Annotated in this window: 6 protein-coding genes; all 6 read right to left on the reverse strand. The window is 71.5% G+C overall.

All coding sequences use genetic code 11. The annotated features are described in order from the left end of the window. Positions 1-27 precede the first annotated feature (27 nt). The 6 genes from Sdagh_RS17870 to pglX all read right to left on the reverse strand — a co-directional run bounded on the left by Sdagh_RS17870 (position 28) and on the right by pglX (position 14582). A complete protein-coding gene (locus tag Sdagh_RS17870) occupies positions 28-2151 on the reverse strand; it encodes a DEAD/DEAH box helicase (RefSeq protein ID WP_190076972.1) in 2124 nt (707 codons plus the stop codon). Then, positions 2148-3479, reverse strand: coding sequence for a BREX system ATP-binding protein BrxD (gene brxD / locus Sdagh_RS17875; protein ID WP_190076973.1), 1332 nt, complete (start codon positions 3477-3479; stop codon positions 2148-2150). The genes Sdagh_RS17870 and brxD overlap by 4 nt, the downstream gene beginning before the upstream one ends. After that, the gene (gene pglZ / locus Sdagh_RS17880) at positions 3476-6298 is read right to left on the reverse strand and encodes a BREX-2 system phosphatase PglZ (RefSeq protein WP_190076974.1); all 2823 of its coding nucleotides are present in this window, start codon (positions 6296-6298) and stop codon (positions 3476-3478) included. The genes brxD and pglZ overlap by 4 nt, the downstream gene beginning before the upstream one ends. Further along, positions 6298-10263 (reverse strand): DUF6079 family protein, encoded by a 3966-nt coding sequence (locus tag Sdagh_RS17885; RefSeq protein ID WP_190076975.1) that lies wholly within the window; start codon positions 10261-10263, stop codon positions 6298-6300. Before Sdagh_RS17885 ends, pglZ begins: the two co-directional genes overlap by 1 nt. A 172-nt stretch (positions 10264-10435) precedes the next feature. After that, positions 10436-10759 (reverse strand): ATP-binding protein, encoded by a 324-nt coding sequence (locus Sdagh_RS17890; protein WP_190076976.1) that lies wholly within the window; start codon positions 10757-10759, stop codon positions 10436-10438. Positions 10760-10844: 85 nt separating this feature from the next. Further along, a complete protein-coding gene (pglX, locus tag Sdagh_RS17895) occupies positions 10845-14582 on the reverse strand; it encodes a BREX-2 system adenine-specific DNA-methyltransferase PglX (RefSeq protein WP_190076977.1) in 3738 nt (1245 codons plus the stop codon). Positions 14583-14721 lie beyond the last annotated feature (139 nt).

Below are 14721 nucleotides of genomic sequence, written 5' to 3' on the forward strand. Positions count from 1 at the left end.
TGATCATTCGGCAAGCCATGTACCGCTTCACTTACAGGCGGCGACAAAACGTACAGGTTCGGCCAGCACTGCTGTTGCGGCTTTCAGGTCCGCCAGCCGGGCCGACAGCGTCGCCTCCGCCAAGCGTGGCGGCAGCGCATCCCCGAACTTCAGTCCTCGTACCGCCCTTTCGTCGACTGCGGGAAGGCAGAGCCGGTCCGGAGCCTCGTTCAGGGCTTCCTTCCACACCGGTGGCGTGAGGTCTTCCCGCAGACGGATCCAGTGATCGTTGATGCGTTGAGCCGGTACGGCGATTCCCTCCAGCGTGGCCGCCAGCGTCGCGTTCGCCCGGTGACCTGCCCAGGTCCACCAGCGAAGTTGCCCCGATTCGTCGTGCACGATCAACGTGCCGCCCGGGTGAACCTTCTCCAGGAAAGCCTCACGCGCCTCCTTGAGCGTCGTGGTGGCACGTTGGGTCAGGGCGACGGGCGGATCCGTGCCGAGCAGCACCTCGCGCACCGCACGTGTGACCTCGAAGGAGGTGCCCTGGCCGAGGCCCGTGCCGCTCCACTTGGCCTTTCCGCCGCCGTCGACCGGCTCGACGAAGCAGCGTTTGCGGCGCCAGTCGATATAGGTGACCTGCCAGCTGCGGCCGGCGAGGAGGAGTCTGCGGGGGCCGACGACGCGCTCGGTGAGCAGGGCGGGGTCGGTGCGGCCGATCTCGGTGCGGCCCTGGAGGACGGTGAACTGCGGGGGCGCGGTGAAGACGGCGGTGAGGTTCATGAAGTGGCGGCGGCCGAAGCGCCGTTCGGCTTCGGGCCCGATGAACAGCATGCCGCCGTCCTGGTCCAGGTATCCCTCTTCCACCAGGTGGCGGACGATCGGCTCCGCCGCCCCTCCGAACGGTCCCAGGCCGTTCCACCACTCCTGCCAGAGCCGGTCTCCGACGCGGTGTTCCTGGAGGCAGAGGGCGAGCAGCTGCTGGGCGACGATGTGCCGGGGCTCGGGTGGTGCGGTGACCGGTTCGACCCAGCCTCGTGACCACTGGAGCAGTAGACCCGCGGCGGCCAGGAGTCCGCTCTGGTCGAGGGTAAGGAAGAGACAGTTGCGGGTCGTTCCCGGGCGGCGCCCGGTGCGACCGAGGCGCTGCAGGAAGGAGGCGACCGAGGTGGGGGCGTCGATCTGGATGACGCGGTCCAGGTCACCGACGTCGATGCCCAGTTCCAGGGTGCTCGTGGCGATGATCACGCAGTCGCGCGCCTCGGCGAACGCAAGTTCCGCGCGTCTGCGTTCGTCGAGGGAGAGGGAGGCGTGCGAGAGGAACGTAGTCACACCTTTGGCCCGCAGCTTGGCGCCCAGTTCCTCGACCAGGCGCCGCGACTCGCAGAAGACGAGCCTCTTCTCCCCCCGGTGGAGAGCGCTGATGACGGTGGCCGCGTTGTCGAGCGAGCCGACGTAGTCGAGCTGGATGTCACCCGGCGGTACGGAGGCCGGCGTCGGCTGGGCCTCGGCCAGGTGGGGCGCGACCACGCGGCCGGGGCGCCGGCCTGCTCCCGATCCCTGGAGCCAGGTGAGCAGGGCTTCGGGGTTGCCGACAGTCGCGGAGAGACCGACGCGCTGCACGGAGCGGCCCACGACGCGCTGCAGGCGCTCCAGTACGGCGAGCAGGTGCCAGCCGCGGTCGTCGCCGGCGAAGGCGTGGACCTCGTCGACGACCACGGCCCGCAGCCCGGAGAAGAAGGACGCGTGGTCGACGTTGACGCTGACCAGCATGGCTTCCAGCGACTCGGGAGTGGTGAGCAGCACGTCGGGCCGGGATGCGAGGATGCGCCGCCGGGCGCCGCCCGGTGTGTCGCCGTGCCACAGGGCCGCGGACCGGCCGAGCCAGGCGGTGTAGGTCTCCACACGCGGAAGCAGGTTGTTCAGCAGCGCCTTGAGGGGACACACGTACAGCACCGAGGTGCCGGACCAGCCCTGGGCGTGCATCCGGGACAGCAGGGGGAAGCAGGCGGCTTCGGTCTTGCCGCCGGCCGTCGGGGCCAGCAGCAGGGCGTCGTCTCCTGCGGTGAGCGGGGTGACGGCGGCCTTCTGGAGCGGGCGCAGGTCCTTCCAGCCCAGGGTGTTGACGATGTGGTGGACCAGCGCCGGTTCCAGGCCGTCGGCGGTGGTCACGGCAGTTCCAGCTCGATGTCGTCCGCCCGGTCGGCGGCGGCGTTGCGTTCGGTGTCCGTCAGCTCGCCCGACGAGACAGTGAGCTGGTAGTGCTTACGCGGGTCGAAGTCGTCGAACTCGTCGACACGGTCGAGTACGTCGGCGACGAGCTTGCGCAGGAAGACGCGGGGGGCGATGCCGACGTTGCCGCCCAGACCTCCGGTGACGGCGGTGGCGAGTTCGCCGACGTAGGAGTCGTCGACCCGCGCGGTGACCCGCTCGGGGTGGCGGGCCGCGCCCCCGTAGAGGTCCCGCACCTTCCGGCCGAGTTCCCCCAGGCGCGGCAGGTCGAAGCCGGGCAGGCGGAGCTGGACGGCGCGGGGCGAGTCGAAGCGGGCCTCCGTGGTGAAGTCGGTGGCGAGCCGCTGGGCCAGGGGCGGGAGACGCTGGACGCCCTGTTGCCCGTCGTAGAACGCGGGAGTTCCGGTGATGACGAGGAAGAGGCCAGGGAAGCGTCCGGCGTCGATCTCGTCGAGGAGCTGGCGCAATGCGTTGAGGCCCTTCTCCCGGACGTCACCGCGGACGCGTTGCAGGGTCTCCGTCTCGTCCAGGACGAGGAGCAACCCCGGGTGGCCACAGTCGCGCAGCACGGTCAGGAGTCCCTGGAGGAAGCCGAGCGCGGCGAAGTGGTCGAGATCTCCGCGCACTCCTGCGGCCCGACGGGCGGAGGCGGCCACGGACTTCTGGCCGCCGAGCCAGGCGATCAGGGCCTCCGCCGTGGCGCCGTCCCCGGCGGTGACAGCACGGCGGTAGCCGCGCAGGGCGGCGGCGAACGCGGGCGTGGTGCGGGCGACATCGGCGAGCCGGCGTTCCATCAGCGTGTCCACGGCCTCGGCGAGGGCTTCCTCGTCATCCTCATCGATCTCCGAGCCGTCGAGGACCTCCTCCTCCAGGGTGTAGAACCACGAGTCGACGACCGCGCGCAGTGCGCTGGGCTGGTGGGTGGCGGTGGCCAGGCGCTCGGTGAGCCGGCGGTAGACGGTCTCCAGCCGGTGCAGCGGTGTCTCGGTCTCGGAGATCTGCACCTCGGCGGTGGCGAGTCCCGCACGTTTGGCGCGTTCGGCCAGCCAGCGGGCGAAGAAGGTCTTGCCGGAGCCGTAGTCGCCGCGGACGGCGTGGAAGGCGGCACCGCCACGGGTGACGGTGGCCAGGTCGTCGTCCAGGGCGGCTTCGAAACGGTCCAGTCCGACCGCGAACAGGTCGAGGCCGGACTGCGGGACGGTGCCGCGCCGCAGGGCGTCGATGACCTCGCGGCGGCGGACCGCGCTCACGGAGGCGGGCCCGGTCACGCCTGCTCCTCCTCCCGCTGTCCGTCTTCGGCCTCGTCCGTCTCCTGCGCGCTCTGCTTCGGCAGGAACTGCTCGCTCAGGAGCGGCACGTCGAGCTTCACCGCGTGCCCGCCGTCGATGAACCCGAGGACGGGGTACCCCTCGACATTCAGCAACCGCTGCACCGTGGCGACGAAGCCCTCGATGTTGCGGCGGACCCGCCCGGTGGCGGAGATCGCCGTGGCAAGAGCGGCCGGCGACATGGTTCCGCCCGCGGAGACGAGCGCGTCGACGACCGCGGCCACCACCTTCGCCTCGGGCGCTTTGCGGACGTACTCCTTCTGGGCCGCGTAGACCTCGCTGCCCACCACCAACGTCCCCAGAGACTCCGCCACCGGCGGTGCGGCTTCCGTCCGGGCAGACGGCCGCGCCTCGGTGGCCGGCGCGCTCTCGGAGGGTGCCGTGGGTCGCGCGGGCGAGGGCACCACCGGCTGATCAGCGGGCACGACAGTGGGCTGGGGAGCTTCCCGGTTGACGTGCGTCCGCCACCATCCCGGCGTGGACAGCTCGCGCGGCAGCGGCACCCAGTCCTTCGCGGTTTCCTCCCCTGCCGGGAGCAGGACGAGCACCGGGACGGTCACCTCGGCCAGGGAGGCCCCGCCGTGGTATCCGGCGCGCCGCCCGGTGTAGCGGATGTCCTCGCGCCACGGCAGGATCACCGCTCCCCCGCCGTCGCGCACCCTCGGGCCGTGGACGGCGATCTCCCCGTCCTCCACGGCGTCGCCGGTGCGCCAGCGGGCGGACTCCACGCCGTCGGCGGCCGTCATCGGGCCGTCGCTGCGGCTGCCGCGCTCCAGGACGTGTCCGTGGTCGGCGACGAGGACGACCGGGCGACCGTAGCTGCGGGCGGCGGCGAGCAGTTCCCGCAGGTGCGTGACGTCGGCCAGGGACCAGGTCGTGCCGCGGCCGTGCCGGCCGTTGTCGAGTGCCTCGTCGATGGTGTTGAGGACCACGCCCACCACGGCGTCGGAGGCGAGGGCGGTCATCAGCTCGTGGGAGAGCGCGTGGCCCGCCTCGCCGCCGATGGCGGCCTTGTGGAAGAGGGCCGCCGCCTTGCGCCGCCGCTTCCAGAAGGCGGTGAAGCCGCTCGTTTCGGCCGACTGGCCGCCGTCGGCCGCCTCGCCCGCCAGTAGGGAGGCACGGCTGACGCGGGTGACGGACGGCAGCATCGAGACGGCGGCGAGCCGTGCGGGGGACTGGCCGGGCTCCGGGCGCGGCACGATCTCACGCCAGCCGTCGCGTTCCGCCTCCTCACCGAGCTGGGCGGCGACCGCGCTGCTCATGCCGTCGAGGACGAGGAGGAGCGGAGCGGCCTGGCCGGCCAGCGGGCGTACGACGGTGTCCAGCACGTTCTCGACGACGAGGCAGTCGTCGGGGTGTTGGGCGGTGGCGTGCGCGGCCCAGGCGGCGAGCCTTGAGGCGAACTCCTGATCGAGGCGCTGCCTGCGCTCACGTGCCTGCTCGTACAGGGCGCGCAGGTCCCGGCCGGTCTCCAGGTCGCCGTCGGGGTCGCCCGCCCACAGCACGGTGAGCTCCCGGTCCACCCAGCCCCAGTCGCAGACGTGCGCCCGCACGGCGGCGGCCACGCCGGTGACGACGGGCTCGGGGCGGCTGAGCCAGCGCGCCACCCGTACGGCCGTCTCGGCGGCCTGGACGTGGTCCGGGCGGAGGCCGGCCAGGGCGTGGCCGAGCAGGTCGGCCAGCGCGGCCTCGCCGGCGGCCGGGGTACGGCGGGCTTCGGCAACGGTCCGGCGCAGTTGCGCGGTGAAGCTGGAGGGAAGGAACCGGCTCGCGGTGAGGCCGGGGGTGAGTCCCGCCTTCTCGGCCAGCTCGTCGGCCCTCTCCAGTACGGCGACGACGCGCAGGCGGGCGTCGTGGCTGGTGCGGGCGTCGGCGATCCAGCGGGTGAGGGTTCCCTCCACGGCGTCGGTGAACACGGCGAGTTCCGACCGCCGGGGCATGACCTGCCCGAACAGTCCGCCGAGGGCGAGCACCGTGTCGGGCTGGGCGGCGGGGTCCCGCAGTGCGGCGCCGAGCAGTCCGAGCGGCAGGGCGTCGTGGCCGAGGCCGGCTTCGGCGAGGGACAGCAGGACGGGGACGGCCGGTCCGGCCACCTCCGCGAGCCACTTCTTCAGTTCGGCGCGCTCGGTGGCGCCCAGTTCGGCGAACCGCCGGGGACCGGCGGGTGTGCGGGACCATGCGAGCAGAGTGTCGGCGTCGAGGGCGACCTGCCCGTCCTGGCCGGGGGAGCCGTGCACCGCACGCAGGCCGAGCCGTTCTGCGGTCAGGGCGCGCAGGGCCGCGTCCCGGGTCAGCACGCCGCCGACGCGCGGCCAGCCGGCTTCGGCGGGCTCCGCTTCGACCAGGGCTTCCAGCAGCCACCGCTCGCGGTACATCCGCGGGTCCAGGCCGGTGGCACCGAAACGCTGGAGGACGACCTCGGCGTTCTCGACGGTAAGGGTCTTTCGCCGTACGGCTCTGCCGCGTACGTCCCAGCCGAGCTGCTCGTCGTCGACGCCCGTGGTCACCACGAGCAATTCGGAGGAAGCAGCCGCGCTCCGGTGCTCGTGCAAGGCGTCGACGACGCCGAGGACGGAGGCTTCGTCCCGTACGTGAACGCGCCGCGCCTCGCCGTCCACGGTGATGGTGAACTGCGGCGGGGCGCCGGGCGCGTACTGACCGTGGACGAGCACGAGGCTGCGCTCGCCGAGATCCTCGGCGTTCGCCGCGAGCAGGGCCTCGACGGTACGGCGGCCCACCCGGGGCAGGGCCGGGGCCATCAGCCGGCGGTCCCTTCGCCGTCCGCTTCCGCTTCGGTGCCGGCGGAGGTGTCGGTCGCGGACCCGGTGTCGGTGACCGGCTGCCAGGTGACCTGGATGTGGGTGCCGGGGTGGGCGGCGAGGTAGGCGCGGATCTCCGCGTCGATCTCGGTGACCGCGGTGGCCAGCGACACCTCCAGCTGGGTGGGCTCGACGAGGTGGACGGCGCGCCGGCGACCAGCCTGTGCCGGGACCACGGCCTGGGCGCCGCTCCCGCCGTGGGAGGCGTCGTCCGCTGTGGAGGGCTGTTCCGGGACAGGCGTCGAGGGAACGGGGGGCTTGCCGTGGTCGGTGAGGCTGACGTCCTCGGCGGTCGGCTCCGGCGTGAGGGGCGCCACGGACGGAGTGGCCGGCCGGGCGGGCTGGGCGAGGCGGGTGGCCTCGCGCATCAGGGCCATGACGGTGTCCGGGAGCCGGTCCAGGACGGGCACGAGCGAGACGGTCTGCTCGTGCTCGCGGGCAGCGCAGTGCACCTCGTCCAGGAACCGGGCCGCTCGCTCGCCGAGGCCGTCCTGGCGTACGGCGAGGTCGCGGCGCACGTCTTCCAGCAGGGACCACTGGGTGCCGCGCAGCGCGGCGGCGACCTCGGGAGCGTGCCGCAGGGCGCCCGCGATCTCCTCGTCGGTCACGTCGTACGCGGCGGCGGCCAGCTCCCGCACGCACGCGGCCGGTTCGGTGGTGCGCAGCAGCCGGGCGACGAGGTCGGCGGCGGCCTTGGTGGACTTCAGGCGGGGTGCGTCGGCGCCGGTCAGCCCGAGGTGGCGCGCGTGCTCCGTCAGGAGGGTGCGCACCTCGCCGAGGGCCACGCGGTGTTCTTCCGCGACCGCGCGCACGCCTTCGGCGAGCCGGGCGACGTTGCGTGCGAACAGGACGCGCGAGACGGTCCTGCCGAAGATCGTCCCGGCACGGCCGAGCGCGGTGTGAAATTCTTCCTCGGTGGGCAGTTCCACGGCCCTCAGCCCGTATCCGGGGCCGACCCGCTCGAGCTCCGGGGCCTTGGGCAGCGGTGAGGTCTGGTACACCCAGGTGCGGTCGTCCAGCAGGGCGTACGTGGCGATGATCAGGTTGCTGACGTGGCGGTCGAGGCCGGTGTAGCCGAGTTCCTCGATCCAGTCGCGGATGTCCTCCACGGACAGGTCCGGGCCGGCGTCAGGGGTCTCGGCGGCCTTCTTGTTGATGCGCAGGCGCCAGTCGGTGGTGACGTTCAGCGGGCCGTCGTGGACCTCGCCGAGCTGGAGGGCGTGCACGATCCGGCGGACGACGGGCAGCTGGTGGCTGTCGACCACGACACGCCGTGAGCCGTCCTCCATCGCCTTCATGATCCATTCGAGCGCGGTCTTCAGCTCGCGGGTGGTGACGGCCTTGCGGGTGAGCCGCGGGTCGAAGTCGGGGTGCTTGGGGTGGCGGGCGCTGAGGAGCCCGTCGGCGAGCAGGAAGAGGTTCTCCTCGAAGCCGACCGCCGGTTCGGGCCGGGTGCGGGTGAAGCCCGGCTGGAGCGAGATCAGGTGTTCGCCGTCGCGGACCTCGGCTCCCGTGGTGCCCGGTTCGGCCCTGTTGATGCCGTACAGCTGCAGCAGCGCGTCGGTGAGCTGGGTGGTCAGGCTGTCGCGGGACGCCTTGAGCTGGTTGCGGATCTGGATGCGCTCCTCGGCGGGGCGGGTCGCCGTGTGATCGTCCAGCCGGTCGCGCTCCAGCAGGTAGTTGATCTTCAGGAGGCGTCCGAGGCTGCGGGCCTTCTGCTCGGACAGGAAGTGCGGCAGCCAGACGATCGTCGGCGCCGTCTTCCCGGCACGCTTCAGCCGCTCCACCCGCTGGGCGTCATCCATCGGCGAGTGGTCGTGACCGTCGAAGGGGTAGTCGAAGACGAAACGGATGTTGCCCTCGGTCTGCGGCGCGAACTCGGCGTCGGGCAGGTGGGGGTCGCGGACGTTGCCGAAGATGAACTCGACGGTGCGTTTGGTGCCGCGCCAGACGACGGTCCGCTCGCACACGAACGCCTGGGTGTCGGGGATGCTCAGCGCGGCCCACAGCTGGTCCTTGATCCACTGGCGGCGGTAGCCGTCCTGGTCGGCGACGCCCTGCACCTCCTCCAGCAGCGGCTCGACGTCCAGGTCGGACAGGTGCAGGTGGAAGACGGGGTCGGCGGGGTCGCCCTCGCTGCGCAGCTCGCCGTCGAAGCCCTCGGCCTGGAGCTCCTGCAGACGCTTGACGGCGACGGCGCCCGCGTCGCCCACCCGGGTCCTGATCGTGCCGTGGTTCAGCGCGGCGAGCCGGCCGCCGGTGAGCCGGGTCAGGGCGGGCACGTTGGGAGCGAGGGAGGCCAGCAGCAGTGTCTTGACCAGCCGCTCGTCGGTCTGGAAGCGCTTGTCGTCCGCCGAGCCGTACTTGGTCAGCAGGTGCTCGCGGACGCGGGCGTGGAAGCGGTGCGCGATCTCCGACTCCTTGCGGAGCCTGGCGGTGAACGCCTCACCGGTCCGCGCGGCGATCACGTCCCACAGGTCGCCGATCGGGACGAGCTGGCCAAGCCGCAGGTCGTCGCGGTGCCGCCGCAGCAGCTCCTGCACCAGCTTCAGACCGGTCCGCTCACGCTGGAGCGCGCCGGAGAGATCCACCAGCACGTTCAGCAGCGCCGGGGACAGCGGGTACAGGGTGCGGAAGTCGTCCCAGCTCGCCTCGGTGCGCCCCTGCGCGTCGAGCAGCACCTGCCGCACCTCGTCCCGCGACGACTCCACGATCTTGAACGCATCGTCGCGCGCCTGCTCCATGCCTGGACGCGGGGCGAGCACCCGGTGCTTGATGATCTCGACGAGGTTGCTGTCCTCCAGCTCGACGACGTCGATCCGGCCGGCGAGGTAGTCGACCTGCTGTTCCAGGTTCTGCACGTCGGCGCCGGCCACGTCGGAGCCGATGAGCTGGGACAGGTCACGCTGGCGGGAGATGAAGGACACGAGGGGCACGGGCCGGCCGCTGTCGGCGGACTCGATCAGCTTGACCAGCCGCTGCACCTGGTCGCGGACGAAGTCCTGGTCGCCCATGTGCGCCTGGAGCCAAAGGATCAGCTCGTCGAGGAAGAGGACGACACCGTCGTAGCCCAGCGACTGGGCGTGGCGGGAGATGACCTTCAGGCCGTTCTCCAGCGGGATGAAGGACTGGGCGTCACCGCGGGCGGCCTGCGTGTACGCGGCCATGGGCCCGGTCAGCAGCGCCGACACCAGCCGCTCCCGCTCCTCGCTGCCGGGCGGCACGGCAAAGGCCCGGTCCAGTTCGGCACTGCTCCAGCCGTCGCTGCCGGGCAGCTCGGTTCCGGCGTCGATGCCCGGCAGGTCGTCCTCGTCGTCCGCGCCCCCGCTGCCGGAGGTGGCCGCCGCCCCGGCGCCGAGCCACTGCCGGAACTTGTCGTCGTCGCCTAGGAACTTGCGCTGCCGGTCCGCGTCGGCGAGCAGCGCGTCCGACCGGTAGACGGCGGGGGTCGCCGCCTCCGGGTGCAGCTCCCGCACGGTGTGGACGTACCCGCCGAGCAGCGCCGAGTCCAGGTCGGTCGATCCGACCAGGTGGTACGGGATCATCAGGAACCGACTGCCGCCCAGCCAGTCCCGGTGCTCGGCGACGACCTCCTTCAGCCCCGGCTTGTGCAGAGCCCCCTCGTGGCCCTTGAGCACGGCGTGCAGCACGGTGAGGAAGTGGCTCTTACCGGCGCCGAACGAGCCGTGCAGGTACGCGGCGTGCGAGTCGCCGGTGCGGACGGCCTTCCCGACGACGCCGAGCGCCTGCCGGAACGCCTTCTGCAACTGCTCGGTGACGACGTACTCCGCCACCCGCTCGTCGGCCTCGTGGAAGCCCTGGGAGAGGTCGACCTTGAAATCGCCCGCGTGGACGTCCTCCTTGATGTCGATGACATCGCGGAGGAACAGCTCTGTGGTCGACATCAGGCGATCATTCCCTCACTGTGCTGGCGGCCGGCCCGGACAGCGCCCCCCTCAGGCGTTGGCGCACCGTCCATCTTGCCAGGTGGGTCCGACAGCGGGAGGAGAGATCGTTACACCTCCAGGAAGGGGTCTCACCGTGGGTGATCGGCCGGGCCCGGACGGCCGGGTGCACTCACGTGGAGTGCCCGGCGCGGGTCCCCACCGCGAGGTCCAGCTCCGCCCACACCGTCTTGCCCGGCCCGGTGCGCTCGGTCACACCCCAGCGGGAGGCAAGCGCGTCGACCAGGAGCAGGCCCCGGCCCCCGTCGGCGTCCGCGGGCGCCGGGGCCAGGCGCACGGGCAGCGCCGGATGCGTGTCGGACACCTCGACGCGGATGAGCGCGGCGGCGGGCCGGTGCACCAGCCGCAGTGCGAAGTCACGCCTCGGTACGCGCCCGTGCCGGACGGCGTTGGCGGCCAGCTCGGCGATGTTCCCCGCTGCCTGGTCGGCGTTCACCGAACACGCCTCCGGCACCGCCCGCTGAGTCACCGGTCGGCAGCTCCGGGGGGAGAGCGCGGTGGTTCTCCCCCTTCGCCTCGCTCTACGCGTCATCCAGCTCCGGCTGTTCGGTCGTCTCCCGGCGCTGTACGGCCTTGCGCCCCCGCGTCTTCCGCACCGGACGCCAGTCCTTCATCTGCGCCTCGCTCACGCCGTGCATGCGCAGGTAGCGCTGGAACTCCGCTTCCAGGTCCTCGGCCGGGGAGCCCTCCCACTCGTCGTCGTACGCGCTGTACCACTGACGTACCCACGGCATGACCTCATGCAGCCCGGCGAGCAGCGGCACGAGCCGTTCGGCGCCCCAGGCGTCGCTCTTGACGCGCGTCTCGATCAGCTGCGTGAGGGCCAGCGCCTGGTCCTTGTGGTCCCAGCCGGCCCAGCCGAGCATCAGCGTGGAGTCGCTGTCCGGGCCCGCCTCCGGGTAGGAGATGAACCGTTCCTTGGGCACGTCGAGCTTGCCGCGGTGGGCCCAGTAGGACTGCTTGAGGAAGTCGGAGGACTTGTACCTGGTCGGCGGGTCGATGTCGAGCCGCGTGCCCGTACGGTCCTCCTCGCGCTGCTTCTCCCAGACCTTCTCCCACTCGCGGCGGGTGCGCAGGCCGGAGTCCTTGTAGCGCATCGCGGCGAGGTAGGGCACGTGCTCATCGGCGATGATCTCGTTGAGGATCTGCGCGAGGGGGAGGTCCGGCTTTTTAAGGTGGTCGGTGGCGTACAGCGCGGCGACGGACGTGAAGTCGGGGTCGGAACCGAGCCCGTCGGCAAGGTTGTTGATGGTCAGCGTCCGTGGACGGCGCAGGCCGTCACGTACCTCAAACCACAGATCCTCGTCCTCGCAACGGTCCAGCAGCCAGTTCCGCAGCGCGGCGCGTTCCTTCTTCTCCCACGAGTCGGTGGCCCAGCGGCGCTTGCACTCGGGGCGCTCGATGAGGGCGATGTCCTTGCGGCTGGTGATCAGGTCGATGCGGGCCTGGACGATCTCGCGGTACCAGTCCGGCCAGTGGGCGGGGATCTCGGTGACGGGGGTGGAGCCGTGGCGCGTGAACCAGGCGGTCTCCACCTCCCCGGCCTCGACCTTGCGCGCGAGGACGATCTCGAAGGCACGCTCACCGAGCTTGACCTCGGGGATGGTCTCGGGGTCGGGTTCGGGGGTCACGGTCCGGGCGACCTCGCGGTCGCTGAGCAGCCCGTAGAGGCCGTAGACCTGCCAGTCCAGCTCCTCTTGGAGGGCGATCATGCGGCGACGGATCTTGGCGTGTTCGGCTTGCGCGTCATCCAGGGCTTGCCGCGTGGGTACGACGGTTGCGGCCACGGCCGAAGGCTCCAACTCGGCGAGAGTCTGCGCCTGGGCGTCGAGGGCACGGCCGAGGTGGAGCGGGAGCTTGGCCGGGAGGGGGAACTCTTGCAGCTTGGTCCCGGTGAACTCATAGAAACGTTCCCACTCCTGGGACTTGAAGCCCTCGTTGACTCCCTGGCTGCCCTTGTCGTGGCTGACCTGCTTCAACCAGAAACAAGCCGCCGAAGAGTTGAGCACCCCCAGCAACTCCAGGTGCTCGTCCTCGGTGGCCCCCTCGGGCAGCTTGATCACGGGTGCAGACTGCTTGAACACCTTCCCGCCCCGGTCCAGCACGAAGTGGTTGTGCGTCGCCACGAACGCGAAGGCGATGGACAGCGGGCTCCGGAAGCGGCGCGGGAAGAACATGCTGTGGTCGTACCAGCGCAGCCCTCGCTGCTCCGGCGTCTGACCGAAGTCGATGCGCTGCCGCAACACGGTCCGGTTGGGCCAGAGGAACTCGTGCTCACGCTGATCCAGCTCGCGCGGCTCCCCGTCCGATGAGTACGGGAAGAACGTCCGAGTCGGCGCTGTCAGGGCATAGTCCCGCAGCCCATCGCCCAACACGACAGGGACACACCCGTTCACCAGACCTCGGGTATGCGCAGCGGTGTACGGCAGGTAGAACGCGTCATCCAGCCCCGTATGCGTGGTGCGGCCGCTCTCCAGCAGCACGTCCGACAACCTGCGGCGAATCCGGTCGAAGTGCGCGAACAGCTCCGCCGCCCCACCGCCGCTCACCGACCACGGGTGCGCGGAGAAGGCAGCCGCCGCCGCATCCTCCACCGACACCCACTCCGACTCGCTCCCCGGCCTGCCCACCTGCTCGACAATCGCCCGCCACACGGCCCCCTGCGACGCGTCCTCGGGCTGCGCAGGCTCACCCCGTACCCCCAGCACCGCTCGCAGCGTCCGCTCCGGACTCGGAACCCGGTTCCGCCCGACCAGAATCACCGTCGGCGTACCGTGCCCCGGAATGAAGGCGCCCGAGGTGTCGATCACGTGCGACAGCTCGACCCGGTTCCGGAAAACGACCTCGATCAGCTTTTTGCCGAACTCCCGCTTCATGAACGAGTTCGCGGTGATCTGCCCCACGAACCCGCCCCCGCCCAGCCGTCCGCCGGGCCCCTTCACCGCCAGCTCGAACATGCGCTGCGCGAACGGCACCGACAGCGCGTACGTCCCCGCGCACGCGTCGTACGCCGCCCGGTAGTTCTCGTTCTCCTGCTTGTCCTTCACCGTGATGTACGGCGGGTTCCCCACCACCACGTGGTACGACCCGCGCCCCAGCAGGTCCACCCGCTTCGCGTACTCCCACACGTCCTCCGTGGCGTACGCGTACGTCTCCCCCTCCTCGCGTCCTACGACCGCCTCCGCGAACAGCGTGTCCAGGTCGGTCTGGATGCCCGCCGCGTCCCGGCCGTGCAGGAGGGAGTCGCCCACCGCCACATTGATGGGGAACGGCGGCGCGTCCGCGAGCCGCCGCGTACCGGCCGCGCGCATCGCCGCCACCAGGAGCCGGAAGCGGGCGATGCTCGCGGCGAAGGGGTTCTTGTCGCAGCCGTGGACGGACTCCAGGACCCGGCGGACCAGCGTCCAGTCGTCCGTGCCGGGTTCCGCCTGGCGCCACTTGTCCAGCAGACGGTGGAAGATGCCGAGCAGGAAGTGGCCGGAGCCGCACGCCGGGTCGATGGTGCGCAGGCCGCGGCGCTCCCGGCCGTCGGGGCCGGTCCAGACCGGGTTGAGGCCGAAACCCTGGCCGTCGTCCGCGACCGCCGGTTCCAGGGTCAGGTCGAGGATGAACTCCTCGACGAACTCCGGGGTCTGCAGCAGCGCGAACGTCTTGCGGGCGTGCTCGCTGAGGTCCTGGTAGAGGTCGCCGAGGAAGCGGGTGTCCCACTCGGGGTCGGTGAAGTCGTAGCGGATCTCGCCGTCCGCGTCCCAGCGGCGCCAGAACATCAGCAGTTCCGTCGCCGTCTCGTAGCTCGGGGTCAGTCCCCACAGCGGGTTGTGCCGCTCGTCGAAGAGGCCGGCGGCCGTCTCGTTGGTGCCCGCCAGGTGGCGGAACGCCTCCATCAGCCAGTCGCGGTTGTTGTGGTGGGGGTAGGTGCGGAAGTGGGTCTCGTGCCGGGCCTCCGCCTCGGCGAGGCGTTCGCCGGGGCCGGCGAGGTACGGCTCGTCGATCAGGCCGTTGTCCTCGCAGAAGCGGACGAAGACGCAGCCGAGCACCCACGCCACTGCAGCCTGCGTGACGCGCTCGTCCCGCCAGGCCGGGTAGGACAGGGCGGTGCGCCGGGCCTCCTTGGCCTCGCGCCACTCGCGGTCCAGGCGGGTGCGGAACTCCTCCTCGGACTCGCTGCGGGCCCGCAGGTCGTCCTCCAGGTCGACGACCAGCTTCTTCAGGTCCTTGAGCAGGGCCGCCTTGTCCGTACCCGTCGTCGTCACCGTCACTCTTCGCTTCCTTCTCCCTGCACCGCGTCAGCGCCCCACCGCGTCAGCCGCGGACCGGACCTCCCATCCTGCCGCACCCGCGCCCCCGTACGGCGGCCCAGGGTGGTCGCGATCTGGGAAAAGCCGCCGCGAGCCTCTT

It is taken from the genome of Streptomyces daghestanicus, from assembly GCF_020521275.1.
GTDB lineage: Bacteria > Actinomycetota > Actinomycetes > Streptomycetales > Streptomycetaceae > Streptomyces > Streptomyces griseoviridis.

Coding starts and splice junctions, on each gene's coding strand:
- pglZ (WP_190076974.1), bottom strand. CDS start 6,298: ATGGCCCCGGCCCTGCCCCGGGTGGGCCGCCGTACCGTCGAGGCCCTG.
- Sdagh_RS17885 (WP_190076975.1), bottom strand. CDS start 10,263: ATGTCGACCACAGAGCTGTTCCTCCGCGATGTCATCGACATCAAGGAG.